General features: G+C 71.5%; 13 protein-coding genes. 9 read left to right on the forward strand and 4 right to left on the reverse strand.

Going from position 1 to position 15,560, the window contains the following annotated elements; translation table 11 throughout:
* Positions 1–4 precede the first annotated feature (4 nt).
* A complete protein-coding gene (locus tag ACZ5ID_RS13285; protein ID WP_468896886.1) occupies positions 5–838 on the forward strand; it encodes a lysozyme in 834 nt (277 codons plus the stop codon).
* 87 nt (positions 839–925) lie between these two features.
* Positions 926–1,717, forward strand: a complete 792-nt coding sequence (locus ACZ5ID_RS13290; protein WP_468896888.1) for a trypsin-like serine peptidase — start codon at positions 926–928, stop codon at positions 1,715–1,717.
* A 30-nt stretch (positions 1,718–1,747) separates the two neighbouring features.
* On the opposite strand, the gene lon is transcribed toward ACZ5ID_RS13290, so the two are convergent.
* On the reverse strand, positions 1,748–4,159 hold the full coding sequence (gene lon, locus ACZ5ID_RS13295) for an endopeptidase La (RefSeq protein WP_468896890.1): 2,412 nt from the start codon (positions 4,157–4,159) through the stop codon (positions 1,748–1,750).
* Between the two features lie 158 nt (positions 4,160–4,317).
* Here lon and ACZ5ID_RS13300 point away from each other — a divergent pair, with 158 nt between their 5' ends.
* The gene (locus tag ACZ5ID_RS13300; RefSeq protein ID WP_468896892.1) at positions 4,318–4,974 is read left to right on the forward strand and encodes a GNAT family N-acetyltransferase; all 657 of its coding nucleotides are present in this window, start codon (positions 4,318–4,320) and stop codon (positions 4,972–4,974) included.
* The gene (locus tag ACZ5ID_RS13305) at positions 4,971–5,510 is read left to right on the forward strand and encodes a hypothetical protein (RefSeq protein WP_468896894.1); all 540 of its coding nucleotides are present in this window, start codon (positions 4,971–4,973) and stop codon (positions 5,508–5,510) included. Before ACZ5ID_RS13300 ends, ACZ5ID_RS13305 begins: the two co-directional genes overlap by 4 nt.
* Here ACZ5ID_RS13305 and ACZ5ID_RS13310 read toward each other — a convergent pair.
* A complete protein-coding gene (locus ACZ5ID_RS13310) occupies positions 5,469–6,305 on the reverse strand; it encodes a rhomboid-like protein (protein WP_468896896.1) in 837 nt (278 codons plus the stop codon). The two genes, ACZ5ID_RS13305 and ACZ5ID_RS13310, sit on opposite strands and share 42 nt — an antisense overlap.
* A 213-nt stretch (positions 6,306–6,518) precedes the next feature.
* Here ACZ5ID_RS13310 and ACZ5ID_RS13315 point away from each other — a divergent pair, with 213 nt between their 5' ends.
* The 4 genes from ACZ5ID_RS13315 to ACZ5ID_RS13330 all read left to right on the forward strand — a co-directional run bounded on the left by ACZ5ID_RS13315 (position 6,519) and on the right by ACZ5ID_RS13330 (position 13,284).
* Entirely contained in the window at positions 6,519–7,205 is a 687-nt protein-coding gene (locus ACZ5ID_RS13315; protein ID WP_468896898.1) for a spermidine synthase family protein, read from the forward strand.
* An 84-nt stretch (positions 7,206–7,289) separates the two neighbouring features.
* Complete coding sequence (locus ACZ5ID_RS13320) at positions 7,290–8,027, forward strand: response regulator transcription factor (protein ID WP_067163879.1); 738 nt, start codon at positions 7,290–7,292, stop codon at positions 8,025–8,027.
* Positions 8,024–9,184 carry a sensor histidine kinase gene (locus ACZ5ID_RS13325; RefSeq protein WP_468896900.1) on the forward strand — a complete coding sequence of 387 codons (1,161 nt, stop codon included), beginning with the start codon at positions 8,024–8,026 and terminating at the stop codon, positions 9,182–9,184. Before ACZ5ID_RS13320 ends, ACZ5ID_RS13325 begins: the two co-directional genes overlap by 4 nt.
* Positions 9,185–9,465: 281 nt before the next feature.
* On the forward strand, positions 9,466–13,284 hold the full coding sequence (locus ACZ5ID_RS13330) for a multifunctional oxoglutarate decarboxylase/oxoglutarate dehydrogenase thiamine pyrophosphate-binding subunit/dihydrolipoyllysine-residue succinyltransferase subunit (RefSeq protein ID WP_468896902.1): 3,819 nt from the start codon (positions 9,466–9,468) through the stop codon (positions 13,282–13,284).
* A gap of 104 nt (positions 13,285–13,388) precedes the next feature.
* Here ACZ5ID_RS13330 and ACZ5ID_RS13335 read toward each other — a convergent pair whose 3' ends face one another.
* On the reverse strand, positions 13,389–13,634 hold the full coding sequence (locus ACZ5ID_RS13335) for a DUF6191 domain-containing protein (RefSeq protein ID WP_468896904.1): 246 nt from the start codon (positions 13,632–13,634) through the stop codon (positions 13,389–13,391).
* A gap of 117 nt (positions 13,635–13,751) precedes the next feature.
* Positions 13,752–14,441 carry a hemerythrin domain-containing protein gene (locus ACZ5ID_RS13340; protein ID WP_468896906.1) on the reverse strand — a complete coding sequence of 230 codons (690 nt, stop codon included), beginning with the start codon at positions 14,439–14,441 and terminating at the stop codon, positions 13,752–13,754.
* Positions 14,442–14,747: 306 nt separating this feature from the next.
* Between ACZ5ID_RS13340 and ACZ5ID_RS13345 the strand changes: the two genes are divergently transcribed.
* Positions 14,748–15,449, forward strand: a complete 702-nt coding sequence (locus ACZ5ID_RS13345; protein ID WP_468896908.1) for a gamma-glutamyl-gamma-aminobutyrate hydrolase family protein — start codon at positions 14,748–14,750, stop codon at positions 15,447–15,449.
* The last annotated feature ends 111 nt before the right edge of the window (positions 15,450–15,560 follow it).

A 15,560-nucleotide genomic window follows, 5' to 3' on the forward strand; every position in this document is an offset into this window, starting at 1 on the left:
CGCAATGCCCGTGCACAGACCCGGAACGGCCCGCCGCGCTCCCCTCACCGCGGCCGGAATCCTCTTCCTCGCCCTCACCCTCCTGCTCACCGCGCCCGGCACCTCGGCCGCGGCCGGGCTCCCCGCCCGCGGCTCCGCCACCATGGGCATGGGCGTCGCCGCCCACGACGGCACCGGCCCTCTCCCGCGCGACACCCGGACCGTACAGACCGTGCAGCTGGAGGGCGTCGACACCAGCAGCCACAACGGCAACGTGGCCTGGAGCACCCTGTGGAACAGCGGGGTGAAGTGGGCCTACGTCAAGGCCACCGAGGGCACGTACTACACCAGCCCGTACTTCGCCCAGCAGTACAACGGCTCGTACAACGTCGGCATGATCCGGGGCGCGTACCACTTCGCCACCCCCGACACCACGAGCGGCGCCGCCCAGGCCGACTACTTCGTGGACCACGGCGGCGGCTGGTCGCGCGACGGCCGTACGCTGCCGGGCGCGCTCGACATCGAGTGGAACCCCTACGGCGCCGCCTGCTACGGCAAGTCCGCCGCCGGGATGGTCAGCTGGATCCGCGACTTCGTGAACCAGTACCGGGCCCGCACCGGCCGTGACGCGGTCATCTACACCGCCACCAGCTGGTGGACCCAGTGCACCGGCAACTCCGCCGCCTTCGGCTCCACCAACCCGCTCTGGATCGCCCGCTACAACACCGACCCGGGCGGCCTGCCGGCCGGCTGGGGCTACTACACGATGTGGCAGTACACCTCCTCGGGACCGACGGTCGGCGACCACTCCCGGTTCAACGGGGCGTACGACCGGCTCCAGGCCCTGGCCAACGGCTAGGGAGGAGCGGACCGACAGCCCCCGGCGCGCCGACGCGCGCCGGGGGCCTGCCGCTGCCGCGTCCCGTCATACGACAGGATGGTCACCATGCGCGTGCTGCGAACGGTGGGGCGGGTGACCGCCGCCGGGATACTGGGCCTGGTCACGGGGTGCGGCGGACCGGCCGCGTCGGCGCCGCAGCAGGACCGGCCCGACGAGGTGCCGCCCGCGCCCGCCCCGCAGTCCTCGGCCGTGACCGGCGCCGGACTGCCGTTCGTGGGCGTCCTGGTCGACGGCGACAAGCACTGGTGCACCGCGAGTGTCGTCGCCAGCCCCCGGGGCAACGTCGTCGCCACCGCCGCGCACTGCGCGGACGCCGGGTCGGCGGGCTCGATGGCGTTCGCGCCCGGGTACTCCGGCGCGGTCAAGGGCTCCCTGCCGTACGGCACCTGGAAGGTCAGGTCCGTGCAGACCGACGAGCGCTGGTCCGACAGCGGCGACGACTCCTTCGACTACGCCTTCCTGACCCTGGAGCCGGACGCCCGGGGCCGCAGTGTGCAGAGCGTGGTGGGCGCCGCCCAGCCCGACTGGGGCTCGGGGCCGCGGCGCCGGGTCACTGTCTTCGGCTATCCGGACGAGGACCACAACCCGGAGAACCGGCCCATCGCCTGCACCACCGACACCCGCCCGGACCCCGATCTGCCGAGCGACGTACGGATCGACTGCGCCGGGTTCTGGACCGGCACCAGCGGCAGCCCGTGGCTGGCGGACCACCGGGGGCCGGACCACCCCGGCCGGCTCATCGGTGTGCTGAGCGGCGGCGACACCGATGTGGCCTCCACGGCCGTGCTCTTCGACGCGCGCGCCCGGCGGCTGTACGAGAGGGCCGCGCGGGCGTAGCGCCCGCGCGGCCCTCTCACAGCGTCCGGCTCACACCGCGACCGCCACCGGCACCTGCGCCGGGGACAGCGCGATCTCCAGGACCTGGCGGACGTCACCGACCGGGTGGACCTCCAGCTTCTCCAGGACCTCCGCCGGGACGTCGTCCAGATCCGGCTCGTTGCGCTTGGGGATCACCACCGTGGTGATGCCCGCGCGGTGGGCGGCGAGCAGCTTCTGCTTCAGGCCGCCGATCGGCAGCACCCGTCCGGTGAGCGAGACCTCGCCGGTCATCGCCACATCGGTGCGCACCAGCCGGCCGCTGAGCAGCGAGGACAGCGCGGTGACCAGCGTGATGCCGGCGCTCGGGCCGTCCTTGGGGACCGCGCCCGCGGGGAAGTGGACGTGCACGCCCCGGTCCTTGAGGTCGGCCACCGGCAGCTCCAGCTCGGCGCCGTGCGAGCGCAGGAAGCTCAGCGCGATCTGCGCCGACTCCTTCATCACGTCGCCCAGCTGGCCGGTGAGGGTCAGGCCCGCCGCCCCGGTCTCCGGGTCGGCCAGGGACGCCTCGACGAACAGGACGTCGCCGCCCGCGCCGGTGACGGCGAGGCCGGTGGCCACCCCGGGCACCGAGGTGCGCCGCTCCGCCGGGTCCTGGGCGGACTCGGGGACGTGGTGCGGGCGGCCGATCAGCGCGCGCAGGTCGTCGGGCGTGACCGTGAAGGGCAGTTCGCGCTCGCCGGTCTCGTGCTGGGCCGCGACCTTGCGCAGCAGCCGGGCGAGCGAGCGCTCCAGGTTCCGCACGCCCGCCTCGCGGGTGTACTCCCCCGCCAGCCTGCGCAGCGCGCCCTCCTCCAGGACGACTTCGCCGCCGTCCAGTCCGGCCCGCTCCAACTGGCGCGGGAGCAGGTGGTCGCGGGCGATGACGACCTTCTCGTCCTCGGTGTAGCCGTCGAGGCGGACGAGCTCCATCCGGTCGAGCAGCGCCTCCGGGATGGCCTCCAGGACGTTGGCCGTGGCCAGGAAGACGACGTCGCTCAGATCGAGCTCGACCTCCAGGTAGTGGTCGCGGAAGGTGTGGTTCTGCGCCGGGTCGAGGACTTCGAGCAGGGCCGCCGCCGGGTCGCCGCGGAAGTCGGAGCCGAGCTTGTCGATCTCGTCGAGCAGCACCACCGGGTTCATCGACCCGGCCTCCTTGACCGCCCGGACGATCCGGCCGGGCAGGGCGCCCACGTACGTACGCCGGTGGCCGCGGATCTCGGCCTCGTCGCGGACGCCGCCGAGGGCGACGCGGACGAACTTGCGGCCCATGGCGTGGGCCACGCTCTCCGCGACACTCGTCTTTCCCACACCGGGCGGCCCGACGAGGGCGAGCACCGCGCCGCCACGCCTGCCCCCGACCACGCCCAGGCCCCGGTCGGCGCGGCGCTTGCGGACCGCCAGGTACTCGGTGATGCGCTCCTTCACGTCCTCGAGGCCCGCGTGTTCGGCGTCCAGGACCGCGCGGGCGCCCGTGATGTCGTAGACGTCCTCCGTGCGCTCCCGCCAGGGCAGCTCCAGGACGGTGTCCAGCCAGGTGCGGATCCAGGAGCCCTCGGGGGACTGGTCGCTGGAGCGCTCCAGCTTCTCGACCTCCTTGAGAGCGGCCTCGCGGACCTTCTCGGGCAGGTCGGCGGCCTCCACCCGGGCCCGGTAGTCGTCGGACTCGTCGCCCTCCGACTCGCCGTTGAGCTCGCGCAGCTCCTTGCGGACGGCGTCGAGCTGGCGGCGCAGCAGGAACTCGCGCTGCTGCTTGTCCACGCCCTCCTGGACGTCCTTGGCGATGGCCTCGGCCACGTCCTGCTCGGCGAGGTGCTCGCGCAGGTGCTCGGTGGCGAGCTTGAGCCGGGCGACCGGGTCGGCGGTCTCCAGGAGCTCGACCTTCTGGGCGGTGGTGAGGAACGGCGAGTAGCCCGAGTTGTCGGCGAGGGCCGAGACGCCCTCGATCTGCTGGACCCGGTCGACGACCTGCCAGGCACCCCGCTTCTTGAGCCACTCGGTGGCGAGCGCCTTGTACTCCTTGACCAGGTCGGTGACCTGGCCGGGCAGCGGGTCGGGGACGCTCTCCTCGACCTGGGCGCCCTCCACCCACAGGGCGCCGCCGGGGCCGGTGGTCCCGGCGCCGATGCGCACCCGGGCCACGCCGCGGATGAGCGCGCCGGGGTCGCCGTCGGAGAGCCGGCCGACCTGCTCCACGGTGCCGAGCACGCCGGTCGCGGCGTAGGCCCCGTCGATGCGCGGGACGAGCAGCACCCGGGGCTTGCCCGCCGAGGGGCCGTCGGCCCGGACCGCCGCCTGAGCGGCTTCCACGGCGGCGCGCACCTCGGTGTCGGACAGGTCCAGCGGCACGACCATCCCGGGCAGCACGACCTCGTCGTCGAGCGGCAGCACAGGCAGGGTGAGCGGTGCGGACGAGTGAGCCATGATCTCCCCTTCGGCAGTCAAGTTGAGCTATGCCGACTCAATGCATGTGAGCCCGGGAATGTTCCCCCGGCCGTGTTCGCTCTGAGCGATCATCTCTTGTAAGAGTCATAGGGTGTCCGGGACTATTACCTCCTCGCTACTTCACCAAGGGGGCGGTCATGGAGTCGGTACCGGAGCTCGTCGAGGCCTGGACCAAGGGGTGGGTCGTCTCGCGCGGCGCGGCGGCGCCGGTCGCCGAGCCCTGGGGGTGGAGCATCGACGTCGGCCAGGTCAAGCACGTGTGCCGGTACGTCGTGCCCGAGCCCGACGAGGCCTCGGTGCGCAAGCTGGCCGACATGGCCGGCCTGCCCGGCACCTGGCTGAAGCTCTTCGCGGACGACGACACGGTCCGGCCGTGGCTCGGTCCCGGCTGGGCGTACGACCAGCCCGGCTTCCTGATGACGGTGCCGCTGGTCCCGCACGAGGCGCGGGTCCCGGCCGGTTACACACTCACCCGCTGGACCACCGGCGGCGTCCTGCGCGTCCTGGTGCGCACCGGGGACGGCCACTTCGCCGCCCGCGGCCAGATCGCCCCCACCGGCGCGACCGCCGTGGCCGACCAGATCGAGACGGCGCCCGGGCACCGGCGCCGCGGCCTGGGCAGCGTCGTCATGCGGACGCTCCAGAGCGGCGCCCACGCGGCGGGAGCCACCACCGGCGTCCTGGTCGGCACCCCCGAGGGCCGGGACCTGTACGAGGCGCTCGGCTGGACGACGCGCTCACCCATGGCCAGCCTGTACTTCGCTCCCACCGATCCGGCATCCTCGGCTCCATGAGCCTCTTGGGCAGGACCACCACCACCGGAGCACTGCTGCTCGCCACCCTGCTCGCGGCGACGGCCTGCGACTCCGCCGACTCGACGGCGGACGGCGCGTCCAAGTCGCCCACCCCGGCGCCGAGCACGACCCTGAGCGCCCAGCCCCCGTCCACCGCTCCGACGCCGGACACCTCCCCGTCGGGCACGTCCACCGCGCCCGTCCGGCACGGGCAGCTGCTCGGGCTCGTGGTGAGCGGCGGGTTCGCGGGGGTGCACAACGAGCTGGTGGTCAAGGACGACGGCTCGTACACCTCCACGCGCCGGGACGGGCAGAAGACCACCGGCACGCTGACGCCGGACGCCCTGGCCAAGCTGCGCGAGGCGCTCCAGGACGCGGACTTCGCGCAGCTGCCGCCGCGCCCGACCGGGCGCCCGATCGCCGACGCGCTGATGTACCGGTTCACGTACGAGGGACACGTCGTCCTCACCGACGACGTGCACCAGACCCCGGGGCTACGGGCCGTACGGGCCCAGCTGCCCGTCGGCTACCGCTGACGGGCCGCCGGACCGGGCGGCCCGGCGCAGCACCGGCCAGCAGACGACGCCGACGACGAGGGCGGTGGGATGGCCCCAACTGGCCAGCGGGTCCGCCATGTCCAGCAGGTCCTGGGTCAGCAGCACGGCCATCACCCCTAGCATCGGCCACCGCAGCAGCGGGGGCAGCAGCCCGGCGAGCGCGCCGACGCTCGCCATCAGCCCGAAGCTGATGCCGTAGTCCAGGCGGTGCAGCGAGGAGTCCGGCAACTGCCCCGCCGCGACGGAGACGCCCACCGGTACCTCGGTGACCAGCGTCGCCACCACATGGCCGAGCAGGAACACGCCGGCCGCGCGCAGCCCGCCGACGCGGCGCTCCAGCGCGGTGAGGACGAAGACGAAGCCGACGGCCCACGGCGAGGAGATGCCGCCCGCGATCCACAGCGCGCTGGCCACCAGCACGAGCACCGGCGTACGCGTCAGATGCTGCACATCGGTGCTGGAGCCCTCCAGGAGCGTGCGGACCGTGTCCGGGTCGCCGAACTCCATGTAGAGCGAGGTCAGAAGCAGCAGCAGGGTGTACACGAAGGTGAAGGGCGTGCCGACGGGAGTCGGTACAAGGCCGGCGGCGCGGCGCAGACGGGCGCGCCCGCCCGGCCCGGCGGCCGGCCCGGGGCCCGCGGCGGCCGTCACCGGGGTCCCTGTGCTGCCCCCGCCCTCCGGCGCCACGTCGGCCGTCCTCTCCGGAGCCGTCGGGCGCTGCTGCGGGATGCCGTCGAGCAGCCCCGCCTGTTCGCGTGTTCTCTCAGGGTGCACCGGTGAGGCCCCTTCCACCGGGCGCCACGCTCGCACCCGGAACCACAAGCCACGCCGGTGATCGTCCGGCCTTGCCGCTTACGCTTGTACAACGCTCACCCTCTGCGAACGCTCCCGTCCGCGTCTATGACTTGTGCCACATCGGACAACCTTTGACGCAGGCCGTGCGTCGGCCTCCGAGCCGTTCGCTCCGCTCTCCGAGGAGGTCTTCCGATGTCCGTCGCCGACCCGATCGCCGCCCCGGTCGTCCTCGACCGGCGCGAGGGGCCGTACGGGGAGGTGGTGCTGCGCCGGCGCGGCCCGCACTTCGAGATCATCGCCAACGGCACGTTCCTGATGGACACCTCCGACGGACGCTCCGAGCGGCTCCTGGTGGACGCCGCGTACGAGGCGCTGGCGGACGGCCGCGAGCGGCCCTCGGTGCTCATCGGCGGGCTCGGCGTCGGCTTCTCCCTGGCGCACGCCGCCGCGGACCGGCGGTGGGGCCGGATCGCCGTGGTGGAACGCGAGTTGGCGGTCATCGACTGGCACCGCTCGGGCCCCCTCGCCCCCCTCTCCGAAGCCGCTCTGGCCGACCCGCGCACCGAGGTCCTGCACACCGATCTGATCGCCCATCTGACGAGCACCGCGGACACCTTCGACGCGCTCTGCCTGGACATCGACAACGGCCCCGACTGGACCGTGACCCGGAGCAACGACAGCCTCTACTCCCCCACCGGCCTCGCGGCCTGCCGGGACCGGCTGACCCCCGGCGGAGTACTGGCCGTCTGGTCGGCGCAGCCGTCGCCCGCCTTCGAGGAAGCTCTCCGTAATGCCGGATTCCACGGGGTTAGGACCGAAGAGATCACAGTTGCCCGGGGCGTCCCTGACGTGGTCCATCTCGCCGTTCGCCCTGCGTAGCCGGGACGCGGCCGGTGCCTCTAGTCTCTGACCGACACAGGGGATCACCCCACGGATCCCCGGAAGCAATATCAGGGCGGGGCGATGGAGCAGGCACACACCACCCACAACGGCGTAGCGGCCACCCCCGGCGCCCAGCGCCGGGTGCTGGTCGTCGAGGACGACACGACGATCGTCGACGCCATCGCGGCGCGGCTGAGGGCCGAGGGCTTCCAGGTCCAGACCGCCCTCGACGGACCCGCGGCCGTCGACACCGCGGAGGCGTGGCAGCCGGATCTGATGGTCCTGGACATCATGCTGCCGGGCTTCGACGGCCTGGAGGTGTGCCGCCGGGTGCAGGCCCGCCGGCCGGTCCCGGTGCTGATGCTGACGGCCCGCGACGACGAGACGGACATGCTGGTCGGGCTCGGCGTCGGCGCGGACGACTACATGACCAAGCCGTTCTCGATGCGGGAGCTGGCGGCCCGGGTGCACGTACTGCTGCGCCGGGTGGAGCGGGCCACGCTGGCCGCGGCCACCCCGCGCACCGGCATCCTGCGCCTGGGCGAGCTGGAGATCGACCACGCGCAGCGCCGGGTCCGGGTGCGCGGCGAGGACGTCCACCTCACCCCGACCGAGTTCGACCTGCTGAGCTGTCTGGCGAACACCCCGCGCGCGGTGCTCTCGCGCGAGCAGCTGCTCGCCGAGGTCTGGGACTGGGCGGACGCCTCCGGCACCCGGACCGTGGACAGCCACATCAAGGCGCTGCGCCGGAAGATCGGGGCCGAGCGCATCCGCACCGTCCACGGCGTGGGATACGCGCTGGAGACCCCGGCGCCATGAGCCGGGCGGCGGCCGGGGCGGTGCACGGGCGGACCCGGCGGGACGGGCCCCGCGGCCGGGCCCGCGACCGGGTGCGCGAACGGCTGCGGGGCGGGCTGCGGGAGGTCTCCATCTCCATCAAGACCAAGCTCGGCTCGCTCGTCGTGGTCTCGGTCTTCATCACCACCGGGCTGCTGATGGTGGCCGTGCAGACCCGTACCGAGCTGCGGTTCATCACCGTCTTCTCGGTGATCGCCACCCTGCTCATCACCCAGTTCGTGGCGCACGGCCTGACCGCGCCGCTGGACGAGATGAACACCGTCGCCCGGGCGATCTCGCACGGTGACTACACCCGGCGGGTGCGCGGCGCCGACCGCCGCGACGAGCTCGGCGACCTCGCCTCGACGATCAACCGCATGGCGGACGACCTGGAGGCCGTGGACCGCCACCGCAAGGAGCTCGTGGCGAACGTCTCACATGAGCTGCGCACCCCGATCGCGGCGCTGCGGGCGGTCCTGGAGAACGTGGTGGACGGCGTCTCGGCCGCCGACCCCGAGACGATGCGCACCGCCCTGAAGCAGACCGAACGCCTCGGCCGCCTGGTGGAGACCCTGCTGGACCTCTCCCGCCTGGACAACGGCGTCGTACCGCTGCGGGCGCACCGCTTCGAGGTCTGGCCGTATCTGTCGGGGGTGCTGAAGGAGGCCAACCTCGCGGCCTCCCGGCGCGGGCTCTCCTCCGGCTCCGGCAACCACACCCGGACCGACGTCCATCTGCACCTGGACGTGTCGCCGCCCGAGCTGATCGCGTACGCGGACCGGGAGCGGCTGCACCAGGTGGTCGCCAACCTCATCGACAACGCGGTCAAGCACTCGCCGCCGCACGGCCGGGTCACCGTACGGGCCCGGCGCGGCCCGCAGCCCGAGTCGCTGGACCTGGAGGTCCTGGACGAGGGTCCGGGCATCCCGAAGTCGGAGTGGCACCGGGTCTTCGAGCGGTTCAACCGGGGCGACGCCTCGGCGCCGCACGGGCCGGGCAGCGACGGCGGCACGGGCCTGGGCCTGGCGATCGCCCGCTGGGCGGTGGATCTGCACGGCGGCCGGATCGGCGTGGCCGAATCATCGCGCGGATGCCGTATCCAGGTCACCCTTCCGGGAGCGCCCCGGGCGGCGAATTGACGTAGGGTTCGAACCGGAAGCACACGTTCTGCGTGTGGGTAGGTACGAGCACATGGTCTTCGGGCCGTGGGGCACACGGTCCTCGGGGTCGTGGCCGCTGCGAGGCGTACCCATAGGAAGCAGAACCTGATCTGTTTCCCGCCAAATCCTGCCCTGAAACTCGCTTTCCGGTGTGACTTACGCGACTGTGGCACGCCCGGTCTGCACCTCCAGGCCAGGGAGGCGTAGCCTTGATTCCCGCTGTCCATCACCTTGTGAAGCGGAAGAGGGCGGTTGCCGCCGTGTCGTCTCAGTCCCCCAGTAATTCGAGCGTCTCGACCGACCAAGACGGGCAGGGCAAGAACCCTGCAGCCGGCTTCGGTGCCAATGAGTGGCTCGTCGACGAGATCTACCAGCAGTACCTCCAGGACCCCAATTCGGTCGACCGTGCCTGGTGGGACTTCTTCGCCGACTACAAGCCGGGTGCCTCCGGCGCGGCGGACAAGCCTGTCGAGGGTGCTCCCGCCGCAGCCGCGGGGGCTGCGGTAAGCGCCCCCGCCGCCGCCCCGGCCGCCCCTGCCCCCGCCGCCCAGGCTCCGGCCGCGCCCGCGCAGCCCGCGGCTGCCGCTCCGGCGCAGGCCCCGGCTCCGGCGCAGACCCAGGTCCCGGCTCCGGCTCCCGCGAAGGCCGCTCCGGCGCCCGCCGCGAAGCCCGCCGCCGCCAAGGCCGCCCCGGCGACCGAGGCCCCGGCCGGTCCGGAGTACGTCACCCTGCGCGGCCCCGCCGCCGCCGTGGCGAAGAACATGCACGCCTCCATCGACGTCCCGACGGCCACCTCGGTGCGCGCGGTGCCGGTGAAGCTGCTGTTCGACAACCGGATCGTCATCAACAACCACCTGAAGCGCGCCCGGGGCGGGAAGATCTCCTTCACCCACCTCATCGGGTACGCGATGGTGCAGGCCATCAAGGCCATGCCGTCGATGAACTACTCCTTCACGGAGAAGGACGGCAAGCCCACCCTGGTCAAGCCGGAGCACATCAACTTCGGTCTCGCCATCGACCTGGTGAAGCCCAACGGCGACCGCCAGCTGGTCGTCGCGGGCATCAAGAAGGCCGAGACGCTCAACTTCTTCGAGTTCTGGCAGGCGTACGAGGACATCGTCAAGCGGGCCCGCCAGGGCAAGCTCACGATGGACGACTTCTCGGGCGTGACGGTCTCCCTCACCAACCCGGGCGGCCTCGGCACCGTCCACTCCGTGCCGCGTCTGATGCCCGGGCAGTCGGTCATCATGGGCGTCGGCTCGATGGACTACCCGGCCGAGTTCCAGGGCACCTCCCAGGACACCCTGAACAAGCTGGGCATCTCCAAGGTGATGACCCTCACCTCGACGTACGACCACCGCGTCATCCAGGGCGCCGCCTCCGGCGAGTTCCTGCGGATCGTCGCCAACCTCCTCCTCGGCGAGGACGGCTTCTACGACGGCATCTTCGAGTCGCTGCGCATCCCCTACGAGCCGGTCCGCTGGCTCAAGGACATCGACGCCTCGCACGACGACGACGTCACCAAGGCCGCGCGCGTCTTCGAGCTGATCCACTCCTACCGGGTCCGCGGCCACGTCATGGCCGACACCGACCCGCTGGAGTACCGCCAGCGCAAGCACCCCGACCTGGACATCACCGAGCACGGCCTCACCCTGTGGGACCTGGAGCGCGAGTTCGCGGTCGGCGGTTTCGCGGGCAAGTCCCTGATGAAGCTGCGCGACGTCCTCGGCGTGCTGCGCGACTCGTACTGCCGCACCACCGGCATCGAGTTCATGCACATCCAGGACCCCAAGCAGCGCAAGTGGATCCAGGACCGGGTGGAGCGCTCGCACTCCAAGCCGGAGCGCGAGGAGCAGCTGCGCATCCTGCGGCGTCTGAACGCGGCGGAGGCGTTCGAGACGTTCCTGCAGACCAAGTACGTCGGACAGAAGCGCTTCAGCCTCGAAGGCGGCGAGTCGGTCATCCCGCTGCTCGACGCGGTCATCGACAGCGCGGCCGAGTCGCGCCTGGACGAGGTCGTCATCGGCATGGCCCACCGCGGCCGGCTGAACGTCCTGGCCAACATCGTCGGCAAGTCGTACGCGCAGATCTTCCGCGAGTTCGAGGGCAACCTCGACCCGAAGTCGATGCACGGCTCCGGCGACGTCAAGTACCACCTGGGCGCCGAGGGCACCTTCACGGGCCTGGACGGCGAGCAGATCAAGGTCTCGCTGGTCGCCAACCCCTCGCACCTGGAGGCGGTCGACCCGGTCCTGGAGGGTGTCGTCCGCGCCAAGCAGGACGTCATCAACAAGGGCGGCACGGACTTCACGGTCCTGCCGGTCGCCCTGCACGGCGACGCCGCCTTCGCGGGCCAGGGCGTGGTGGCCGAGACCCTGAACATGTCGCAGCTGCGCGGCTACCGCACCGGCGGCACGGTCCACATCGTCATCAACAACCAGGTCGGCTTCACCGCGGCGCCGGAGTCCTCCCGCTCCTCGATGTACGCGACCGACGTGGCCCGCATGATCGAGGCCCCGATCATCCACGTGAACGGCGACGACCCGGAGGCCGTGGTCCGCGTGGCGCGGCTGGCCTTCGAGTTCCGCCAGACGTTCAACAAGGACGTCGTGATCGACCTCATCTGCTACCGCCGCCGCGGTCACAACGAGGGCGACAACCCGCAGTTCACCAACCCGCAGATGTACAACCTGATCGACAAGAAGCGCTCGGTGCGCAAGCTGTACACCGAGTCGCTGATCGGTCGCGGCGACATCACGCTGGAAGAGGCGGAGCAGGCGCTCCAGGACTTCCAGGGCCAGCTGGAGAAGGTCTTCGCGGAGGTCCGTGAGGCCACCACGGCGCAGGCGGGCGAGATCCAGTCCCCGGAGCCGCAGGCCGAGTTCCCGGCGGCGGTGAGCACCGCGGTCTCCCAGGAGGTCGTCAAGCGCATCGCCGAGTCGCAGGTGAACATCCCCGACCGGATCAAGGTCCACCCGCGGCTGATGCCGCAGCTCCAGCGCCGCGCCGCCTCGGTCGACGACGGCACGATCGACTGGGGCATGGGCGAGACCCTGGCCATCGGCTCGCTGCTGATGGAGGGCACCCCGGTGCGCCTCTCCGGCCAGGACACCCGCCGCGGCACCTTCGGCCAGCGCCACGCGGTCCTGGTCGACCAGGAGACCGGCGAGGACTACACCCCGCTGATGTACCTCACCGAGGAGCAGGCGCGGTACAACGTCTACGACTCGCTGCTCTCCGAGTACGCGGCGATGGGCTTCGAGTACGGCTACTCGCTGGCCCGTCCCGAGTCCCTGGTGATGTGGGAGGCGCAGTTCGGCGACTTCGTCAACGGCGCGCAGACGGTCGTCGACGAGTTCATCTCCTCGGCCGAGCAGAAGTGGAACCAGACGTCCGGCGTCACGCTCCTGCTTCCGCACGGCTACGAGGGCCAGGGCCCGGACCACTCGTCCGCCCGCCCCGAGCGCTTCCTGCAGATGTGCGCGCAGAACAACATGACGGTCGCGATGCCGACGCTCCCGTCGAACTACTTCCACCTCCTGCGCTGGCAGGTGCACAACCCGCACCACAAGCCGCTCATCGTCTTCACCCCGAAGTCGATGCTGCGTCTGAAGGCCGCGGCGTCGAAGGTGGAGGAGTTCACCACGGGCGGCTTCCGTCCGGTGATCGGTGACGAGTTCGTCGACGCCAACGCGGTCCGCAAGGTCGTCTTCTGCGCCGGCAAGGTCTACTACGACCTGAAGGCCGAGCGCGAGAAGCGCGGTGCGACGGACACGGCGCTGATCCGTCTGGAGCGCCTGTACCCGCTGCCGGGTGCGGAGCTCCAGGCCGAGATCGCCAAGTACCCGAACGCCGAGAAGTACCTGTGGGCCCAGGAGGAGCCGGCGAACCAGGGTGCCTGGCCGTTCATCGCGCTCAACCTGATCGACCACCTGGACCTGGCGGTCGGCGCGGACGTCCCGCACGGCGAGCGGCTGCGCCGCATCTCGCGCCCGCACTCCTCGTCGCCCGCGGTGGGCTCGAAGAAGCGGCACGAGCAGGAGCAGGAGCAGCTGTGCGCCGAGGTCTTCGACGCGTAGCCGCCTGCCCGTGAGGCTGTGACCACGGCTGAGGCCGCGGCTGTACGGAGGGCCCGGCACCCCGGGGAATCGGGGTGCCGGGCCCTCCGGCGTACGCGCGCCCGTCAGGCGCCGCCCCCGCTTCCGTCCTCGCCGCCGCCGTCGCCCGCGTCCCCGTCCCCGACCTCGTCCGCGTCCGCATCGGGCTTGGGCGGCACCCGTATGGTGACGGCCCCACTGGCCAGGTCTATGGGACCCCGCCCGGGGTCGGCGTCCCCGACCTCGTCGAGCGTGATCTCCAGCCGCCGCCGCTCCTCCTCCTCGTGCCGCTTGCCAGGCGCGAAGAGCTCGTTCATGGCCGATCCGAACACGAGCGGTCACCTCCGGTATGTGGTCCCGTACCCACATAACGCTGTGAGGGGGCTGTCATATCCCGATCATGGCGGGCAATACCGGGCCGCCGGGAACGTCCCCCGCCCCACCCCCACCTACAGCAGCCCCAACGCCTTCTTGCTCTCCACATACATCTGCACCAGCTGCGGCCGGTGGGAGCGGAAGGCGAGGGGGAAGCTCGCGAGGATCTCGTCGTAGCCCTCCGCCTCCTCGGGGTCCTCCAGGAGGCCGAAGACCAGGTGGCCGCCGGACTTGGGGCTGCCCTCGGTGATCGCCGTGCGGAGGCGGTCGATCTCGTCGGCGGGGACGCCGGGGAAGAGGTCGCGGACGACCGGCTCCTCGGTCTCCAGGTGCCCGGCCAGGATGTCGCGGACCTTGCGCGCCGCCGCCGTGCCGGCCTCCGCCGCCCGGGTCACCGCGGCCGAACCCGCCTCCTCGCCCGTCTCGTTGGCGGCGGACAGCAGCTCCACCGCCCGGCTCAGGCCGCCCAGTTCCCGGTCCAGCTCCGCGTGCTCCTCGTTGAGCGTGTCGAACGCCGCCACCGAGTCGGGGTACAGCCCGTGCAGGGCGGGCCAGAACAGCTCGTCCTCCGACTCGTGGTGGTGGTGGGTGAAGTCGATCAGCCACTGCGTCGTGTCGATCAGTTCCTTGACGCTGACCCGGTCGCCCTCGCCCAGGCGCTCGAAAGCGTTCGCCACCAGTTCCGTTCCCCGCCGCAGGATCGCGTGCACGGCGAGGAACTCCTGATACATACGGGCGCCCGGGTTGTCTGTCGCGGCGGTCATGTCTGGTATCCCCCAGTTATTTGACGCTAATGGACCGATCACTGCCGCGAGGGTACGCAAAGGCGCCGCGCGCCCCATAGGGGTGTTCGACTGCGATCAGCCCGCAGTTGAACGCACGCGGTTCCCGTCGCTTTCTTCCGAAAGGCGACCGTGTTTCCACCGTACCTATTTTTCTATTTCTTCCACAGAGCCGGGCTCTGTGCAATTCTTGATCTACGCCGGGAGCAGGTCCGGTTCATTCGAGAAGCGCACAAGTGACGCTCTAGTGAAACTCCATTTCGCTGGAATTGGGAAGGACGACATTCGATGACTCGGCCCGTCGTGGCGGTGACCGCCGACCTGACAACGGTGAATTGGAACATTTGGGGAGAGGTACATGTGGCCCTTCTCCCGTGGGAGTACATGGAGAAGGTGCATCAGGCCGGCGGGGCTCCGGTCCTCGTACCGCCGATTCCGGACGCGGTCGACGACGTGATGGCGCGCGCCGACGCGCTGCTGATGAGCGGTGGGGCCGACATCGACCCCGCTCTTTACGGTGCCGAGCGCGAGAAGTGCACCTTCCCGCCGCACCAGGCGCGGGACACCGCGGAACTCGCGGCGCTCGCCGTCGCCGAGCGGCGCGGGATTCCCGTGCTCGGCGTCTGCCGCGGCCTCCAGCTGATCTCCATCATCCGCGGCGGCACGCTCGACCAGCACCTGCCCGAGCATTCGCCGGTGGTGCCCGGGAAGTACGAGCCGCGCGAGATCCAGGTGAAGCCGGACTCCCTGCTCGGCAGCGCCCTCGGGCCGACCGCCACTGTCTACTGCCACCACCACCAGGGCATCGACAAGCTCGGCGCCGGTCTGGTCGCCACCGCCTGGTCGGACGACGGGGTCATCGAGGGCGCCGAGGCCGAGGATCCCTCGGCCCCGTTCCTCGCCGGGCTCCAGGCCCACGGAGAGCTCGGCAGCGACACCCTGCCCCTCTTCGAGGCCTTCATCGAGGCCGCCAGGAAGCAGCAGAGGTAGGGGGGACAAGGGGCGGGGGGGGGGGGGGGGGGGGGGGGGGGGGGGGGGGGGGGGGGAGGGCCCCCCTCTTTTCCCTCCTCCTTCCCCTCCAAAAAAAAATGCTCAAACGAA

It is taken from the genome of Streptomyces sp. NPDC031670 (assembly GCF_055580545.1).